Raw genomic sequence first — 17,119 nt, 5'->3', positions numbered from 1 at the left:
CCGGAAGATGATCATGTGACGTCGGCTGTGCACGAGATCCTGATCATCGGACTACCGTGTCGGTTGATGAACGCGGACGGCTGGTTGGCGGACACCCGGGCTTCCTACGACACCGTCGCGGTGAGCTACGCCGAGCAGACCCGCGAAGCCCTGCTCGGGGCACCGTACCTACGAGCTGTTCTGGCGTTGTTCGCCGACCTGGTGCACGCCGCAGGCGGCGGGCCGGTCGCGGACGTGGGCTGCGGGCCAGGAGTCGTGGCTGCCCACCTGCACAGGCTGGGTGTCGACGTCTTCGGCATCGACCTCTCACCCGTGATGATCGACGTGGCTCGGCGCGACCAACCCCACCTGCGGTTCGAGGTCGGCTCGATGACCGACCTCGACCTCGCGGACGCTTCGGTCGCCGGCCTGCTCGCCTTCTGGTCGTTGATCCACGTGCCCGACGACGCGGTTCCCGCGGTCCTCGGGCACTTCCGGCGGGCGTTGCGTCCCGGCGGACCACTGCTGCTCGGCTTTCACGTCGGCGACGAATCGCGACTGAAGACGCAGGGCTATGGCGGGCACCCCATGAAGGTCGTCGTCCACCGCCGCCAGCCTGGTCAGGTGGCAGCCTGGCTGCGTGCCGCCGGATTCGCGGTCGAGGCCCAGATGCTGATCGATCCCGACGGAAGCCTCCCAGGGGCCGTCATCTTCGCGCGCCGCCCAGCCCGGTAGGAGTGGCTCAGACTAGCTCGATGCGGGTACGCGCTCCACCCCGGCCGCGTGCGGGCACGGGTGTCACGTGCGGGCGGTGTCGTCCAGGTGCGCGAAGGTTTGGCGCCAGTTGGCGTACCAGGTCGCGTACCAGAGGTGCCGGTCGGCCAGCGGCAGGAAGGTGGCGACCGTCTCCCGGTAGTACGAGCGTCGTTTGGCCGGTCGCGGGTGCGTGTCGAGGCGCTGGACGTTGCTCAGCCGGTCGGCCAGCTTCAGGCACAGCGCGTCGTCCGGCGCGTTGGTGAGCCGGGCGAGATAGCGGGCCCGGGTCGCCGCCTTGTCCTCTTCGGGGCGGGCGTCCGGCTTCGTCACCCAGGCGACGAGCGTGGCCACGCGCGGGCCGAACCGGTCGCGTACCTCCTCCAGCGTGGTGTCGGTGTCCTCGACCACGTCGTGCAGCACGGCGGCGACCAGCATGTCGGGGTCGCTCACCCCCACCCCGTCGGTCAGCACCGTGACCGTCTCCAGCAGGTGCTCAAGATAGGGCTCGCCGGCCGGGCGGGTCTGCCCGCCGTGGCGCGCGGTCGCGAAGTCCACCGCGTCGTCCAGCGCCGCCAGAGTGTCGGCGGGCAGCCTGCCGGACAGTTCCGCCCGGAGCGGCGCCCAGGCCCGTACCGGCCCGAAGGTCCGCAATGCCTGTCTCCCCATGGCGCCCACTGTAGACCGCCCCACCGACACCCATGGAGCACTCAACCGACCAGTCTTCGCCACGACACGACGGTGACGAGCGCGAAGAGGGCGGTCGCGGCGTAGAGCACCGGGGGCAGTCCGGCGGCGCCGGCGAGGAACCCGGCCGCCGCCGCGCCGACCGGTGCGGCCAGCAACCCGACCGTACGCTGGGCACTGCCCACCCGCCCCAGCAGGCCGACCGGCACGTTCCGCTGGCCGTACGCGGACCAGAGCGCGTTCCAGCTCGCGGTGCCGGCGGAGAAGACGGCGAGCGCGAGCGCCCCCGGCACCGGGTGCCGGGCCAGCGCCAGCCCGGCGAGCGCGAGCGTCTCCGCGACCAGCACCCAGCGCAGTCCGGGCAGCGTGCCCAGCCGTGCGGCGAGCCGTCCGGCGAGGAGCCCGCCGGCCAGCGCACCGAGCACCGCCGCCGACATGAAGAGCCCGTACCCGGCGGTGGGGACCTTCAGCACCTCCAGCGCGTACAGCACGACGACCGCGATCAGTCCGCTGGTGGCCACGTTGGTCACCATGGTCAGTACGGTGACCAGCCGCAGGGTCGGGTCGCGCCAGATCCACCGCAGCCCGTCCCCGACGGTCCGCCAGGCAGCGGGGCCGGGCGGCGCCGGGACCTGGGCGGGCGCCGCCGGCGGGACCGTCGGGCGCAGGGTCAGGACGAGCAGCGCGGCGACCGCGAAGCTGAGCGCGTCCACGGCGAACGGCAGCGCCGCCGCGACCGCGAAGAGCACCCCGGCCAGCGGGGCGCCGACGAATCCGCCGGCCACCGCCGTACCCGCCTGCAACCGGCCGTTGGCGACGGCGAGCCGGTCCGCGGGCACGACGGCCGGCACCATGGCGAGCGCGGCGGCGTCGAAGAGGGTGCCGAGGGCGGCGAGCAGGAACGCGCAGCCGGCGAGCGCGCCGATGCCGGCGTTGCCGGTGCCGACCAGCAGGGCGAACCCGGCGACCACCACCGCCCGAGCGCCGTCCACTGTGGCCATCGTCCGCCGCCGGTCCCAGCGGTCCGCGTACACCCCGCCGAGCAGGCCGAAGAGCAGCGGCGGGAGCTGCCCGGCGACCACCACCGCCGCGATCGTCCGAGGGTCGCGGGTGAGCGACGCGGCGAGCAGCGCCAGCGCCGGGGTACGCAGCGCGTCTCCCAGCCGGGACACCACCGCGGCGCTGCACAGCCGCCCGAACCCACCCACGGTCCCACCTCTGTTCCGTCCAGTCCCGGTGCCGGCCGGTGACGTTGCCGCCTCGACCGGGCCGAGGGTCAACCGGGCGGTGCCGGCCGCGGCTGGGCACAGGAAATTCGGCAGGAAACGGGACAGGGAACCGGAAAGCAGCCGGCGGAAACGCGGCCGGAATGAAAGGAGGAAGCGGAGCGTCGGGCCGGCCCGGTACGGTGAGCGCCGTCATCGCACGGGAGCGGCAGAAGTCCCGTCGCCGAACGGGAGTGAAGGACATCGTGGACCGCACCTTCCAGGTCGACCTCCGGGGCGTGGTCGACCTGCTCAGCCACCACCTCTACGGCAGTCCCCGGGTCTACGTCCGGGAGCTGTTGCAGAACGCGGTGGACGCCGTCACCGCCCGCCGCGCGACCGAGCCGGGCGCGCCGGCCGTGGTCCGGATCGAACCGCCGGAGCTGACCGGCGACGGCACGCTGCGGGTGCACGACACCGGCATCGGGCTGACCGAGGCGCAGGTGCACGAGCTGCTGGCCACCATCGGCCGCAGCTCGAAGCGGGACGAGCTGGGCTTCGCCCGGCACGAGTTCCTCGGCCAGTTCGGCATCGGCCTGCTCTCCTGCTTCCTCGTCGCCGACGAGGTCCGGGTCCGCACCCGGCACGCCGACCAGCCGACCGTGCTCTGGACCGGCTACGCCGACGGCCGCTACCGGGTCGAGGTGGCCCCCGCCGACGCGCAGCGCGCGGAACCGGGCACCACCGTCACGCTGGTGCCGCGCCGCGACGCCGACCAGTGGTTCGCCGGGCCGACCGTGACCGAACTGGCCCGCCTCTTCGGCTCGCTGCTGCCGATCAGGGTCCTCGTCGGCGACGTCGAGACGACCGCCGGGCCGCCGCCGTGGTCGGCCGCCGCCGGCACCTCCGCCGCCGCCCGCCGCGAGGAACTGATCCGGTACGCCCGCGAGGTGCTCGGCTTCACCCCGTTCGACGTCGTACCGCTGTCGGTGCCGGAGGCGGGGCTGACCGGGGCCGCCTTCGTGCTGCCGGTACCGGTCAATCCGGCCGGGCGGGCCGGGCACCGGGTCTACCTCAAGCGGATGCTGCTCACCGAGGGCGCCGAGGGGTTGCTGCCGGACTGGGCGTTCTTCGCCCGGTGCGTGGTCGACGCCAGCGAGCTGCGCCCGACCGCCAGCCGCGAGGCCCTGTACGAGGACGGCCTGCTGTCCAGCACCCGGGAGGCGCTCGGCGACCAGCTCCGGGGCTGGCTGGTCCGGCTGGCCGCCACCGACCCCCGGCGGCTCGGCGAGTTCCTCCAGGTGCACCACCTCGGGGTCAAGGCGTTGGCGCTGCACGACGACGAGATGCTCCGGCTGGTCGAGCGCTGGTGGCCGATGGAGACCAACACCGGGCAGACCACGCTCGCGGAGTTCCGCGAGCGGCACGGGCTGATCCGCTACGCCGCCACCATCGACGAGTTCCGGCAGCTCGCGGCCGTGGCGGCGGCCCAGGACCTGGCGGTGGTCAACGCCGGCTACACGTACGACGCCGAGATCATCGAGCGGCTGCCGACGATGGACCGGTCCGTGCTGATCGAGCGGCTGGAGCCGAGCGACCTGACCACCCGGTTCGACGCCCTCGACCCGGGGGTGGAGCTGGCGCTGCGGCCGTTCCTCACCGCCGCCCAGCGGGCGTTGGACCGGCTCGGCTGCGAGGTGGTGCTGCGCTCGTACGCGCCCGCCTCGCTGCCCGCCCTCTACCTGGTCAGCCGCTCGGCCGCGTTCCAGGAACAGTTGCAGTCGACCCGGGAGCGGGCCGACGAGATGTGGGCGGGGGTGCTGGACGCGCTCGCCGCCTCCGGCCCGCCGGACCGGCCGCAACTGGTGCTCAACCACCGCAACCCGCTGGTCCGCCGGGTCACCGCGCTGGGGGACCCGGCACTGGTCGGGCTCGCCGTCGAGGCGCTCTACGGCCAGGCGCTGCTGCTCGGCTACCACCCGATCCGGCCGGCGGACGCGGCCCTGCTCAACAGCTCGTTCCTCGGCCTGCTCGGGCGGGCCGTGCCCGGACAGGAGTAGACACCGACGTGCCTCCCAGCAACGACGAACTCTGGCGGGTCCTGGACCGGGTCAGCGAGATGCCGTACGGCAGCGGTCAGATCGCCGCGGTCGAGCAGCTGATCCGGCAGGCGGACGCCGCCGGTGACGAGCAGGTGGCGTTCGCCTCCCGGATGCTCGCCACCACGGCCTACGTGTACGGCGGCGAGCCGGCCCGCTCGTTCGTCACCTTCTCCTGGTGCCTGGCCGACTTCGACCGCGACCCGAAGCCGTTCCACCGGCGCTACGAGCACAACCTGCTCTGGTACTTCAAGTACATGGTCAACGCCCTGCTGAACTTCCCCGAGGTGCCGTTGGACCGGACCAGGTCGGTCCTCGACGACATGGAGCGGCGCTACCGGGAGGGCGGGCACAGCCTCCAGGCCGTCTACAAGCACCGGCACCGGGTCGCCCGGCACCTGGGCGCGGACGAGGAGGCGGCGGAGTGGTACCGGCGCTGGACCACCACGCCGCGCGACGACCTCTCCGACTGTGCCGGCTGTGACCCCTCCTCGCAGATCGACTACCTCTCCTCGACCGGACGCCACGAGGAGGCGGTCGCGCTGGCCGAACCGGTGCTCGCCGGCCGGCTGAGCTGCACCGAGCAGCCGCAGGGGGTGCTCACCGCGCTGCTCGGGGCATACCTGCACACCGGCCGGCGGGAACAGGCGCGGGACGCGCACCTGCGGGCGTACCGCCGGCACCGGGGCAACCTGGCGGACCTGTGGGACATCGGCGACCACGTGACGTTCTGCGCGGTGACCGGCAACGAGGCGCGCGGGCTGGAGCTGGTCGAACGGCACCTGGAGTGGCTGGACCGGCCGCCGTCGCCGGCCGCCGCGATGGCCTTCGCCGCCAGCGCGGCGCTGCTGCTGCGCCGGCTCGTCGCGGCCGGCCACCCCACGCTGACCGTACGCCGGCAGGGGCACGCGGAGCGGCCGGCCGCGGACGTGCCGGTGACGGAGCTGGCCGACGAACTGGCCGGGATGGCGACCGGGCTGGCGGCCCGGTTCGACGAGCGCAACGGCAGCACCGCCCAGTCGGAGTGGGTGGTCGAGCGGATGGCGCTGGAGCCGGTCGTGGACCATCTGCCGCTCTCCGCCACGGCGCGGCGCCGGCCCGTCCCGGGTACCACCGGTCCCGGGCCGCAGTCCGGCACCGCAGCGGACCCGGACTCCGGCCGGAACGCGGACGGTGGAGCGGAGCCGGACCGCGCCCGGGGTGTCGACAGTGGAGCGGGCGCGGACCGCGACCGGCGTGTCGACGGTGGCGCGGCCGCGACCCGGGTGACCCCGGATCCGTCGCCGGTCCGGCCACCGGCGCCGCTCGACCTGCCGGCGGACGCCACCCCGGAACGCCTGCTCGACCTCGCCGAGGACGCCTGGCGCGCCGAGCGGACCGAACAGTGGACGACGGCGCTGTCCGCGTTCGACGACCGTTTCGGCGGGTCGGAGCTGGAGCTCGCGGTGCTGGCCCGGCGGACCGAGTTCCGGGCGGTGGAGCGGCAGGCGGCCGGGGATCCGGCGGGCGCGAAGGCGACCCACCGGGAGGCGCTGGAGCTGTACCGGCAGGCGTCGGACGAACCCGGTACGCAGGTGGCGGCCGGCCGGCTCGGCATGCTGCTGGTGTTGACCGGCGAGCCGGACGAGGGATTCCCCCTGCTCCGGGCGTCGACGGACTACCTGACCGAGCACGGCGACGCCGCACAGCGGGCCGCCGCGTACGACCGGTTGACCGTCGCGCTGACCGAGCTGGGGCACGCCGACGAGGCGTTGGCGGCGGCGGACCGGGCCGCGGCCGAGGTGGTCGACGCCGTGGACCCGTACCTGACCGCCCGGGTCGCCCTGCACCGGGTGCACGTCCTTGAGCTGCTCGACCGGCGGGCCGAGGCGGCCGAATCGGCGCTGCGGGCCCGCGACCTCTACCGCGAGCTGGGCATGCCGGAGCGGTACGCGGCCGCCTGTCTCGGCTACGCGAGCTGCCTGGTGGACCCGGCGCAGGCGGTGGTGGCCTACGACCAGGCGGTGGGGGTCGCCTGGGCGGGGACCGTACTGCCGGCCCGGGTGGGTCGGGCGCGGGCGTTGATGGCGGCGGGCCGGGCCGACGAGGCGGTCGACGACCTGGTGGAGGCGGTCGCGCTCTGTGTCGAGCGGGACTTCCCCGACCGGGCCGCCTACCTGCGCTGGGAGCTGGCGGACGCGTACCGGCAGGCGGGCCGGGAGGTGGACGCGGCCGAGGCGGCGGAGGAGGCGGTCGGCGAGCTGGACCGGCTGGGTCAGCAGGCCGACGCGGACCGGTGCCGGCATCTGCTCGCCACGGTCTACGTCACGCTCGGCGAGGAGACCGCGGCGCTCGCGCTGCTGGACCAGCTCGCCGGCAACCTCGACGGCCCGGACAACCTCCTGGGGCGGGCACAGGTGCTGGAGGAGGCCGGTGACCTGCTCTACCGGCAGGACCGGGACCATCTCGCGGCACAGCGGTTCGCGGCGGCGGCGACGGCGTACCAGCTCGAGGGTCTGGTGCTCGACGAGTTGCGGGCCCGGCGCCGGGAGGTTTCGGCGCTGCACTGGGCCGGCGACCCGGTGGCGGCGCTGGCCGCGCTGGAGCGGGCCGACCGGGTGGCGGGGAACCTCCTGGAGCGCGCGGCGGAGCCGGCGGGCCCGGCGGAGCACCCGGACCCGGACGACCCGGCCGGGCGCGACGCGGCGGGCGACGCTCCGGCCGGGCACCACCGGTCGGGCGGCGACCCGGCCGGGCGCGACGGGACCGGGCACGACGCGGCGCACCATGATGAGGCCGGCGGCGACGACTCGGGCGGCGACGGTGCGGCCGGCGACGGTGCGGGCGAAGCCGCGGTGCGCTGGGAGCGGGCGATGCTGGCGGACGCGGCGGCCCGGGCGCTGGTCGGCGCGGACCGGGCCGAGGAGGCGCTGGACCGGCTGGCCGGGGTGGCCGACGCGCTGCGGTCGATCCACGCCTTCGGCGAGGCGCTGCACGTCGACATCCTCACCGGCGAGGTACTGCTCCGGTTGGACCGGCCCGCGGAGGCCGAACCGCTGCTGCGGAGCACCCTCGGCGGCCTGCCCGAGCACTCCGAGGCGGTACGCCGGGTCGCCTGGCTGCTCGTGCAGGCACTCAGCGGGCTGGACCGGACCGCCGAGGCGGACGCCCTGCGCGAGGAGTACGCCCTGGACCCCGACGAGTGACTCCGCCGGGCACCGTTCCCGGTTGATCGGCTTCCGCCGATCCGTGACCGGTCCGCGATCGCGGCGAGTGGCGACCGACACTTGTCGGGTGGCCGGCGATTGACAGCTGACTAGGCTGGTCGGGTGACGGTGGAAGAGCAGGTACTTCAGGCGGCGGCCGGCGGCCGGCGGCGGCGTTCCCGCCGGGACGAGATCCTGGAGATCGCGGTCGGGCTCTTCGCGGCCCGGGGCTACCACGGCGTCTCGATGGACGACATCGGATCGGCGGCCGGGGTCACCGGGCCGGCGCTCTACCACCACTTCGCCGGCAAGGAGGCGATGCTGATCGCCGCGCTGATGCCGGTGAGCGACGGGCTGCTGGCCGGTGGCCGGCAGCGGGTCGCCGAGCACCCGGAGGACGCCCGGGGAGCCCTGGAATCGTTGATCGACTTCCATGTCGACTTCGCCCTGGCCAACCCGGCGGTCATCGCCCTGCACCTGCACGAGCTGGACCGGCTGCCCGAGGAGCCGCGCCGGCAGATCCGCCGGTTGCAGCGGCTCTACGTCGAGGAGTGGGTGGGGGTGCTGACCACCCTGCACCCGAAGCTCTCCGCCGGCGAGGCGCGGGTGCTGGCACACGCCGCGTTCGGCCTGATGAACTCCACGCCGTTCCTCGGCGGCGAGGTCGACCGGCAGCGCCGGGCCGTCCTGCTGCGGGCCGCGACCCTCGCCGCCCTGCTGGTCGAGTCGGCCGACTGACCCGTCCGGCCCCCGGTGCTGCACCGGTGCCCGGCACCCGCACCATGGGGACGCACCAAGGACCCGTGAGGAAGAGGAAGAGAGCAGACATGATCGAGTCGCTGCTCGTGGCGAACCGTGGCGAGATCGCCCGCCGGATCATCCGTACCGCCCGGCGGCTCGGGGTGCGGACGATCGCCGTCTACTCCGAGGCGGACGCCGACCTGCCGTTCGTCCGCGAGGCCGACGAGGCGGTCTGCGTCGGACCGGCCAACCCGGCGCAGAGCTACCGCAACGCCGAGGCGATCCTCGCCGCCGCGAAGTCGACCGGCGCGCAGGCCGTCCACCCCGGCTACGGCTTCCTGTCGGAGAACGCCGACTTCGCCCGTACCGTCGAGGCGAACGGCCTGATCTGGGTCGGGCCCGGCGCGGACGCGATCACCGCGATGGGCGACAAGATCAACGCCCGGAACCTGATGGCGGCGGCCGGGGTGCCGGTCGCGCCCGGCACCACCGACCCGGCCGCCGACGTGGACGCGGCGCTGGCCGCCGCCGCGACCATCGGCTTCCCGGTGATGGTCAAGGCCGCCGCCGGTGGCGGCGGGATGGGCATGGCGGTCGCCGCGGACTCCGCCGGCCTGCGCACCGAGTACGACAGGGTGCGGGCGTTCGCCGAGCGGATGTTCGGCGACGGCTCGGTGCTGATCGAGCGGTACTTCCCCCGGGTGCGCCACGTCGAGGTGCAGATCCTGGGCCTCGCCGACGGCCGCGTCGTCGCGCTCGGCGAGCGGGAGTGCTCGGTGCAGCGGCGCAACCAGAAGCTGGTCGAGGAGTCGCCGTCGCCGGCGGTCTCGGCCGAGCTGCGCGAGCGGCTGCTCGCGGCGGCGGTCCGGGCCGGCGAGGCGGTCGGCTACCGCAACGCCGGCACCGTCGAGTGCCTGTTGGTGCCGCGACAGCGGGACCCCCAGGGCGCTGGCCCCGACTCCGACGAGTTCTTCTTCCTGGAGATGAACACCCGGCTTCAGGTCGAGCACCCGGTGACCGAGCTGGTCTACGGGGTCGACCTGGTCGAGGAGCAGTTGCGGGTGGCGGCCGGCCTGGCGCCGAACTTCGACCCGGACGCCCTCGCCCCGCGCGGGCACGCCATCGAGCTGCGGGTCAACGCCGAGGACCCGAAGCGGTTCCTGCCCGGACCGGGCGCGGTGACCACCTGGACCGAGCCGACCGGCGAGGGGATCCGGGTCGACTCCGGGTACGCCCTCGGCACCACGGTCACCCCGTTCTACGACTCGCTGATGGCGAAGCTGATCGTGTACGGCGCCGACCGGGCCGAGGCGATCGAACGGGCCCGGGCGGCGGTGGCGGGCTTCGAGATCACCGGCCCGAAATGCAACCTGCCGTTCTTCGCCGAACTCTTCGACAATGCCGAGTTCGTCGGCGGCGACTACGACACCGGCATCGTCGGCCGGATGCGGGCGAAGAAGTGAGCAGCCCCGCCGACCTGCCGCGCGCGGTCTCGATCCGGGAGGTCGGGCCGCGCGACGGGCTGCAGAACGAGGACCCGATCCCGACCGACGGCAAGATCCGGTTGCTCGACGCGCTCTCGGCCACCGGGGTACGCCGGATCGAGGCGGTCTCCTTCGTCCACCCGAAGGCGATCCCGCAGATGGCCGACGCCGACGAGGTGTGGCAACGGGCGAGCCGCGCCCCCGGGGTGCGCTACTCGGCCCTGGTGCCGAACTCGCGCGGCGCCCAGCGGGCCCTGGCCGCCGGGTTCACCGAGATCGAGGTGGTGGTCTCGGCGAGTGACACGCACAACCGGCGCAACGTCAACCGGTCCACCGCCGAGTCGCTGGACGACATCGCCGGGCTGATCGCCCTGCTGCACGACGCCGGGGCCAGCGCCGAGGTGATCGTGGCGACCAGCTTCGGCTGCCCGTACGAGGGTGACGTCGACCCGGCCCGGGTGGCCGGGATCGTGGACCGGGTGGTCGCCGACGGGGCGGACCGGGTCGCGTTCGGCGACACCACCGGGATGGCCACCCCGCGCCGGGTCCGGGAGCTGGTCACCGCCGTCCGGGACCGGCAACCGGAGATCCCGGTGCTGCTGCACTTCCACAACACCCGGGGCACCGCCCTGGCCAACCTGCTCACCGCGCTCGAACTGGGCGTCACCGAGTACGACGCCAGCGTCGGCGGCCTGGGCGGCTGCCCGTACGCGCCCGGGGCGAGCGGGAACGTCGCCACCGAGGAGGTGGTGCACATGCTGCACGACATGGGCGTCGAGACCGGCATCGACCTCGACGTGCTGCTGGCGGCGGCGGCGCTGGCCGAGGAGCTGGTCGGCCGTCAGCTCCCCTCCGGGGTGCTCCGCGCCGGCCCCCGCACCCGCCTGACCCAGACGTAAGGAAGGGCCCCTTCTTATCGTTTTCGGTATAGGAAGGGCCCCCTCCTAACCGGGCTGAGCTGTCACAGCGGAGGGCCCCACCCGTGCGGGAGGGGCCCTCGCTGTGACAGCTCAGCCGATCGGGGCGAGGGCCGGCGCCGGCCAGCTGTCCCGGAAGACCTCGCTACCGGCGGCGTCCTTCTCGGCGCTGACCCGGCTGCCGGCGAAGAGGCTGCTCACCCGGTTCGCCTCGGCGCTGCTCGGGTACGGGTTCGTGCAGCCCGTGCCGGCGCTGCCACCGGACATCAGGAGCGCGCAGTTGCCGTTGTAGTTGTCCGGCAGTCCGAGGATGTGCCCGATCTCGTGCGTCATGATCCGCAGCGGGCTGTACTGCGCGGCCTGCTGGGTGTCGATGTAGACACGGCCGTTGCCGAGGCTGGTCCGGACGGCGTACGAGCCGCCGCCGGTGATCTGGTAGATGCGCAGGTTCGTGCCGCAGTTCGCCGTCAGGGTCAGGTTCGAGGTGGCGTTGTTCCAGATCGAGGCGGCCTGGTTGGCGATGCTCGCGTAGCTGGGGGCCTGGCTGGTGTTGTAGCAGATGGTCGCGGCGGCGGACGCCGGTGCCGGGTTGGCGATGGTGACGCCGAGCGTGGCACCCGCCGTCGCGAGGAACGCGACCGCGAGCCGACTGATCCGTGAGGTCATGGCGCACTCTCCAGATTCGGTGCTGTGGGGGTGCCAGGAGCCTAGTTATCGAAGACCATGGATTCAACATCCCGCCCTGGTACGTGGTCCTCTGGTATGGGCGCCCGGTCGTGGCGGCCGGGGTCGGCCTTCGCCGGCGGGCGATGTCGGGTTCCCGGCAGGAACAGATCCTTGTGCGTGCGCAACCAGCCACCTACGGTGTGTGATCAACGGCAGGCGTTACCCCGCTCTGACCGGCGGATCCCACCACCCCCGAGGAGTTCCTCCATGCCCATTCGTCGTGCCCTGGCAGTGTTTGCCGCCGCCCTGGCGGGCGCGCTCGTCGCGCCCTCGGCGGCCTCGGCAACGCCGGCCGTGCCGTTCATCATCGGTGGTGGCACCGTCTCGTCGGCGTCCTGGGCCGCCGCCGTGTACAGCGGCTACGCGTACCGCTGCTCCGGCACCCTGATTTCGTCCCGGTGGGTGCTCACCGCCAGGCACTGCGTCAGCGGCAACATGTCGGTCAACGTCGGCAACGTCTACGCGGGTCGGGGCGCCCAGCACCAGGTGATCTCCACCCACACCCGCAACGATGTGGCGCTGCTGATGCTGGACTGGCAGGCGACCGGCGCCGCCGCGCGACTGGCCGGCAGCGACCCCGCCGTCGGGTCCACCGGGTCGATCTACGGCTGGGGCCTCACCTGCGAGGAGGGCTGCGACCGGTCGAGCCAGCTCAAGACCGCCTCCGTGCGGGTGACCCGCCTCGACGCGCAGGACCGTCAGGGTGGCCGGGCCATCGAGAGCGCCGGGGTCAACGGCTACGCCTGGAGTGGTGACTCCGGTGGTCCGATGTTCCACGACGGCGCGGTGGTCGGCGTCGCGTCGACGGTCCTGGTAGACGCGGCGACCGGTGCGGGCCTGGGCGTCCAGAACTACAGCAGCGTGGCCGCCAACCGGGCCTGGATACGGTCGGTCAGCGGCGTCTGAGGCGGTCTCGACCCGGCGGTCCGCCAACCGCGAGGTTGACGGACCGGCTGGCTGCGCCAGGCTCCGGTACGCTAGCCTAACGATCGTTCAGGTCGGTCTGTACTGGCTAGGGGGTCGGCGTGACGCTCGACGGCGACGAGCTGGAGCAGCTCGGCAAGCGGGTCCGGGCCGGTGGCGCGGAGAAGTACCACGCGGCCAACGCCGCCAAGGGCAAGCTCTTCGCCCGGGAACGGATCGCGCTGCTGGTCGATCCCGACACGTTCGTGGAGGACGGGCTCTACGCCAACGCGCTGGCCGAGGGGCTGCCCGCCGACGGCGTGGTCACCGGCCAGGCCAGCATCGACGGGCGGCCGGTCTGCCTGATGGCCAACGACTCGACCGTCAAGGCGGGCAGCTGGGGCGCCCGTACCGTCGAGAAGATCATCCGGATCATCGAGCGGGCGTACGACGCCGGGCTGCCGATGGTCTACCTGGTCGACTCCGCCGGGGCCCGGATCACCGACCAGGTCGAGCTCTTCCCCGGCCGGCGGGGCGCCGGCAAGATCTTCTGGAACCAGGTACGCGCCTCCGGCTCGGTTCCGCAGGTCTGCGCGCTCTTCGGCCCCAGCGCGGCCGGCGGGGCGTACATCCCGGCGTTCTGTGACGTGGTCGCGATGGTGGACGGCAACGCCAGCATGTACCTCGGCTCGGACCGGATGGTCGAGATGGTCACCGGGGAGAAGACCACCCTGGAGGAGATGGGCGGGGCCCGGGTGCACTGCGCCGAGTCCGGGGTCGGGCACTTCCTCTGCAAGACCGAGGCGGACGCGCTCGACGTGGTCCGGCGCTACCTGTCGTACCTGCCGGCCAACTGGACCCAGCCGGCACCCGCCGCGCCCGCCGTGCAGGCGCCGGGCAACGTGGACCTGGCCGCGCTGGTGCCGGCCAGTGAGCGGCAGGCCTTCGACATGCGCCGGTACGTCAAGGGCCTGCTCGACGAGGGTTCCTTCTTCGAGATCCAGGCGCTCTGGGCGAAGGAGCTGACCATCGGCTTCGGGCGGCTGAACGGCGAGGTCGTCGGCGTGGTCGCGAACAACTCGATGTTCAAGGGTGGGGTGCTCTTCGTCGACTCGGCCGACAAGGCGACCCGGTTCGTGCAGCTCTGCGACGCGTTCAACGTGCCGCTGCTCTTCCTCTCCGACGTACCCGGGTTCATGGTCGGTACGGCGGTGGAGAAGCAGGGCATCATCCGGCACGGCGCGAAGATGATCACCGCGATCTCCGAGGCGACCGTACCCAAGATCTGCGTGGTGGTCCGGAAGGCCTACGGCGCCGGGCTCTACGCGATGGCCGGTCCCGGCTTCGAACCGGACGCGACGATCGCGCTGCCCACCGCGAAGATCGCGGTGATGGGCGCCGAGGCGGCGGTGAACGCGGTCTACGCCAACAAGATCGCCGCCATCTCGGATCCCGAGGAGCGCGCGGCGTTCGTCGCCGAACGCCGGGCCGCCTACGAGCGGGACATCGACATCGTGCGGCTCGCCAGCGAGCTGGTGGTCGACGCGATCGTCGAACCGGCCGACCTGCGTACCGAACTGGTCCGGCGGTTCGCCGCCGCCCGCGGTAAGGACCGGCGGTTCTCCCGGCGCCGGCACGGCGTCACCCCCGTCTGAGGCGCCACGAGCGCCCGCGACGGTCCACCGCGTACACCCGATCGCGTCTTAGGAGGAACCGATGGACTTCCGGCTCAGCGAGGAGCACGAGGCACTGCGGGCCAGTGTCCGGGAGTTTGCCCGCGACGTGGTCGCGCCGGTGATCGGCGGGCACTACGAGCGGCACACCTTCCCGTACGAGGTCGTCGCGCAGATGGGCAAGATGGGGCTGTTCGGGCTCCCCTTCCCGGAGGAGCACGGCGGCATGGGCGGGGACTACTTCGCGCTCTGCCTCGCCCTGGAGGAGCTGGCCCGGGTCGACTCCAGCGTGGCCATCACCCTGGAGGCGGCGGTGTCGCTCGGCGCCATGCCGATCTACCGGTTCGGCACCGACGAACAGCGGGCGCGCTGGCTGCCGAAGCTGCTCAGTGGCGAGGCGCTGGCCGGATTCGGCCTGACCGAGCCGGGCACCGGGTCGGACGCCGCCGGTACGGCCACCCGGGCGGTGCTGGACGGCGACGAGTGGGTGATCAACGGCTCGAAGGCGTTCATCACCAACTCGGGCACCGACATCACCGCGCTGGTCACCGTCACCGCGGTGACCGGGGTGCGGGCGGACGGCACGAAGGAGCTGTCCACCATCATCGTTCCCTCCGGTACGCCGGGCTTCACGGTGGCGCCGGGCTACTCCAAGGTCGGCTGGTGCGCCTCGGACACCCACGAGCTGACCTTCGACGACTGCCGGGTGCCGGCGGAGAACCTGCTCGGCGAGCGGGGCCGGGGCTTCGCGCAGTTCCTGCGGATCCTGGACGAGGGGCGGATCGCCATCGCCGCGCTGTCGGTCGGCTTGGCCCAGGGCTGCGTGGACGAGTCGATCCGGTACGCCACCGAGCGGCACGCGTTCGGCCGGCCGATCGGCGACAACCAGGCGATCCAGTTCAAGATCGCCGACATGGAACGGCGCGCGTACACGTCCCGGCTGGCGTACTACGACGCGGCGGCCCGGATGCTGGCCGGTGCGGACTTCAAGCGGCACGCGGCGATCGCCAAGCTGCACGCCAGCGAGTCCGCGGTCGACAACGCCCGGGAGGCGACCCAGATCCACGGCGGGTACGGCTTCATGAACGAGTTCCCGGTGGCCCGCTTCTGGCGGGACTCGAAGATCCTGGAGATCGGCGAGGGCACCTCCGAGGTACAGCGGATGATCATCGCTCGCGATCTCGGGCTCTAGCTGTAGGGACCAGCACCGGCATCCGCGGCCGTCGGGACGGGTCGGACCAGTACGGCGATCGAGCGTGATGCCTGAGCGGCATGATTATGCCGCTCAGGCATCACGCTCAAAACCGTGTTCGGTCCCGGTCCGGTCCGCGCCCGCCGGGGCGGGCATGACGCTCAGTCGCGTCCGGTCAGGCGGGCTCGCCGCCGCACCAGCAGGAGTAGCAGGAGCAGGGTGCCGAGCGTGGCGGCGGTCGGGCCGCCCACCAGGAGCAGCCAGTGGCCATCCCGGTGCCGGCCCGCGAGCGGTTCGCCCGGCCGCACCTGGTGGACTCCGGCGACCGGTGCCGGGCTCCGCCCGGCGGCGGAAACCTGGCCTTCGGTGACGAGCTGCCCGACGCTCGCGCCGGCGGGCAGTCCGAAACCCCAGTCCAGCAGCGCGGCGCCCTGCTGCCAGCCGGCCAACGGCTGGGACTCGGCGCCGAGCAGGGTGACCAGGAGCCGGCGGCCGCCCCGCTCGGCGGCGCCGACGAAGCTGTGTCGGGCCAGGTCGGTGTAGCCGGTCTTGCCGCCCAGCGCACCCGGGTACCGGTGCAGGAGCTGGTTGTCGTTCCAGATCGGGTACCCCTTCGGGTCCGTCGGCGGCTGGGCCGGAATCCGGGCCAGCTTCGTGCCGACGTACCGGCGGAAGTCCTCGCGGGCGAAGCAGGCGCGGGCGATCAGCGCCATGTCGTACGCGCTGGTGTACTGGCCGGGGCCGTCCAACCCCGACGGGGTCGCGGCATGCGTCTGGTACGCGCCCAGCCGCCGCGCCGCCGCGTTCATCGCCGCCAGCCCGCCCGGCTGGCCGGCCGTCCCGCCGCCGAGCCGGGCCAGCACGTTCGCCGCGTCGTTGCCCGAGTTGAGCAGCAGCCCCAACCAGAGCGTCGCCACGCTGTAGCGGCCGCCGCGCAGCAGGCCCACCGCCGAGCTGCCCGGTTCGAAGTCCAGGTCCGACTCGGTCACCTCGATCACGTCGGCCGGATCCAGCATCGGCATCACCGCCGCCGCGAGCAGCAGCTTCTGCACGCTGGCCGGCACGCCGTACTCGTGTGGTCCGCAGCCGCCGAGCACCGCGCCGGTCGTCAGGTCCGCGACCAGCCAGGAGGTCGCCGTCACCCTCGGCGGTGCGGGCACGCCGGCCGGCACCACGAGCCCGGCGGTGGCCAGGTCCGACCCGCCCACCGCGCGGGCGGCGGGATCGCCGGCCGGCGGTGCCGGCCGGGTCGGTCGGGGCACCGGCGGCGTCGGCACCGGGCAGGGCCGCTGCGGGGTACGCGCCGAAGCGGGCGCCGGCTGCCAGGTGAGGCCCGCCGGCAACACCAGAAGCAGGGTACTGAGCAGTCGAATCGAACGCGAGCAGCCCATAATCCGGAGAGTAACCGGGGTAATCCGTACCGGTGGCGGTTTGCGGCGTTCCGCGCGTGCCCCCGAATTCGGGAGCCGACCTCGCCGACCAGGGCGCCGCGGCCGACGGCTGACGGACGGCACTGCTGATGATGCCGCCAACTCTGCCGGAACGGAGACTGGCCGGCCGACTGCTCAGGGTGCT

The 17,119-nt window shown here is 73.4% G+C and carries 13 protein-coding genes; 9 read left to right on the top strand and 4 right to left on the bottom strand.

From position 1 onward, the window contains the following. Positions 1-66: 66 nt before the first annotated feature. Positions 67-714 carry a class I SAM-dependent methyltransferase gene (locus ACQEUR_RS06090; protein WP_433026625.1) on the top strand — a complete coding sequence of 216 codons (648 nt, stop codon included), beginning with the start codon at positions 67-69 and terminating at the stop codon, positions 712-714. A 63-nt stretch (positions 715-777) separates the two neighbouring features. On the opposite strand, the gene ACQEUR_RS06085 is transcribed toward ACQEUR_RS06090, so the two are convergent. Both ACQEUR_RS06085 and ACQEUR_RS06080 read right to left on the bottom strand, forming a co-directional pair. Continuing rightward, positions 778-1,401, bottom strand: coding sequence for an HD domain-containing protein (locus ACQEUR_RS06085; RefSeq protein ID WP_433026622.1), 624 nt, complete (start codon positions 1,399-1,401; stop codon positions 778-780). A 41-nt stretch (positions 1,402-1,442) separates the two neighbouring features. Continuing rightward, a complete protein-coding gene (locus ACQEUR_RS06080) occupies positions 1,443-2,627 on the bottom strand; it encodes an MFS transporter (protein WP_433026619.1) in 1,185 nt (394 codons plus the stop codon). A gap of 263 nt (positions 2,628-2,890) precedes the next feature. Between ACQEUR_RS06080 and ACQEUR_RS06075 the strand changes: the two genes are divergently transcribed. From ACQEUR_RS06075 to ACQEUR_RS06055, 5 genes are all read left to right on the top strand, one after another. After that, a complete protein-coding gene (locus ACQEUR_RS06075) occupies positions 2,891-4,684 on the top strand; it encodes an HSP90 family protein (RefSeq protein ID WP_433027747.1) in 1,794 nt (597 codons plus the stop codon). A gap of 59 nt (positions 4,685-4,743) precedes the next feature. Further along, positions 4,744-7,908, top strand: a complete 3,165-nt coding sequence (locus ACQEUR_RS06070; RefSeq protein ID WP_433027744.1) for a hypothetical protein — start codon at positions 4,744-4,746, stop codon at positions 7,906-7,908. 123 nt (positions 7,909-8,031) lie between these two features. Next, positions 8,032-8,646 (top strand): TetR/AcrR family transcriptional regulator, encoded by a 615-nt coding sequence (locus ACQEUR_RS06065; protein ID WP_433026616.1) that lies wholly within the window; start codon positions 8,032-8,034, stop codon positions 8,644-8,646. Positions 8,647-8,735: 89 nt separating this feature from the next. Further along, entirely contained in the window at positions 8,736-10,112 is a 1,377-nt protein-coding gene (locus tag ACQEUR_RS06060; RefSeq protein WP_433026613.1) for an acetyl-CoA carboxylase biotin carboxylase subunit, read from the top strand. Between the two features lie 14 nt (positions 10,113-10,126). Beyond that, positions 10,127-11,032 (top strand): hydroxymethylglutaryl-CoA lyase, encoded by a 906-nt coding sequence (locus ACQEUR_RS06055; RefSeq protein WP_433027741.1) that lies wholly within the window; start codon positions 10,127-10,129, stop codon positions 11,030-11,032. Between the two features lie 111 nt (positions 11,033-11,143). Here ACQEUR_RS06055 and ACQEUR_RS06050 read toward each other — a convergent pair whose 3' ends face one another. Then, entirely contained in the window at positions 11,144-11,716 is a 573-nt protein-coding gene (locus ACQEUR_RS06050) for a snapalysin family zinc-dependent metalloprotease (protein WP_433026610.1), read from the bottom strand. A 267-nt stretch (positions 11,717-11,983) separates the two neighbouring features. On the opposite strand from ACQEUR_RS06050, the gene ACQEUR_RS06045 reads away from it, so the two are divergent. The 3 genes from ACQEUR_RS06045 to ACQEUR_RS06035 all read left to right on the top strand — a co-directional run bounded on the left by ACQEUR_RS06045 (position 11,984) and on the right by ACQEUR_RS06035 (position 15,544). After that, on the top strand, positions 11,984-12,682 hold the full coding sequence (locus ACQEUR_RS06045; protein WP_433026607.1) for a S1 family peptidase: 699 nt from the start codon (positions 11,984-11,986) through the stop codon (positions 12,680-12,682). 119 nt (positions 12,683-12,801) lie between these two features. Continuing rightward, complete coding sequence (locus tag ACQEUR_RS06040) at positions 12,802-14,334, top strand: acyl-CoA carboxylase subunit beta (RefSeq protein ID WP_433026604.1); 1,533 nt, start codon at positions 12,802-12,804, stop codon at positions 14,332-14,334. A 61-nt stretch (positions 14,335-14,395) separates the two neighbouring features. Continuing rightward, a complete protein-coding gene (locus ACQEUR_RS06035; RefSeq protein ID WP_433026602.1) occupies positions 14,396-15,544 on the top strand; it encodes an acyl-CoA dehydrogenase family protein in 1,149 nt (382 codons plus the stop codon). Positions 15,545-15,705: 161 nt separating this feature from the next. Here ACQEUR_RS06035 and ACQEUR_RS06030 read toward each other — a convergent pair whose 3' ends face one another. Next, on the bottom strand, positions 15,706-16,935 hold the full coding sequence (locus ACQEUR_RS06030) for a D-alanyl-D-alanine carboxypeptidase family protein (protein ID WP_433026599.1): 1,230 nt from the start codon (positions 16,933-16,935) through the stop codon (positions 15,706-15,708). Positions 16,936-17,119 lie beyond the last annotated feature (184 nt).

Origin of the sequence: Plantactinospora sp. CA-290183 (genome assembly GCF_050936375.1) — a bacterium.
GTDB lineage: Bacteria > Actinomycetota > Actinomycetes > Mycobacteriales > Micromonosporaceae > Plantactinospora.
This window is presented reverse-complemented; position numbering and strand designations above follow the sequence as displayed.

Coding starts and splice junctions, on each gene's coding strand:
- ACQEUR_RS06090 (WP_433026625.1), top strand. CDS start 67: ATGAACGCGGACGGCTGGTTGGCGGACACCCGGGCTTCCTACGACACC.
- ACQEUR_RS06085 (WP_433026622.1), bottom strand. CDS start 1,401: ATGGGGAGACAGGCATTGCGGACCTTCGGGCCGGTACGGGCCTGGGCG.
- ACQEUR_RS06070 (WP_433027744.1), top strand. CDS start 4,744: ATGCCGTACGGCAGCGGTCAGATCGCCGCGGTCGAGCAGCTGATCCGG.
- ACQEUR_RS06060 (WP_433026613.1), top strand. CDS start 8,736: ATGATCGAGTCGCTGCTCGTGGCGAACCGTGGCGAGATCGCCCGCCGG.
- ACQEUR_RS06050 (WP_433026610.1), bottom strand. CDS start 11,716: ATGACCTCACGGATCAGTCGGCTCGCGGTCGCGTTCCTCGCGACGGCG.
- ACQEUR_RS06045 (WP_433026607.1), top strand. CDS start 11,984: ATGCCCATTCGTCGTGCCCTGGCAGTGTTTGCCGCCGCCCTGGCGGGC.
- ACQEUR_RS06035 (WP_433026602.1), top strand. CDS start 14,396: ATGGACTTCCGGCTCAGCGAGGAGCACGAGGCACTGCGGGCCAGTGTC.
- ACQEUR_RS06030 (WP_433026599.1), bottom strand. CDS start 16,935: ATGGGCTGCTCGCGTTCGATTCGACTGCTCAGTACCCTGCTTCTGGTG.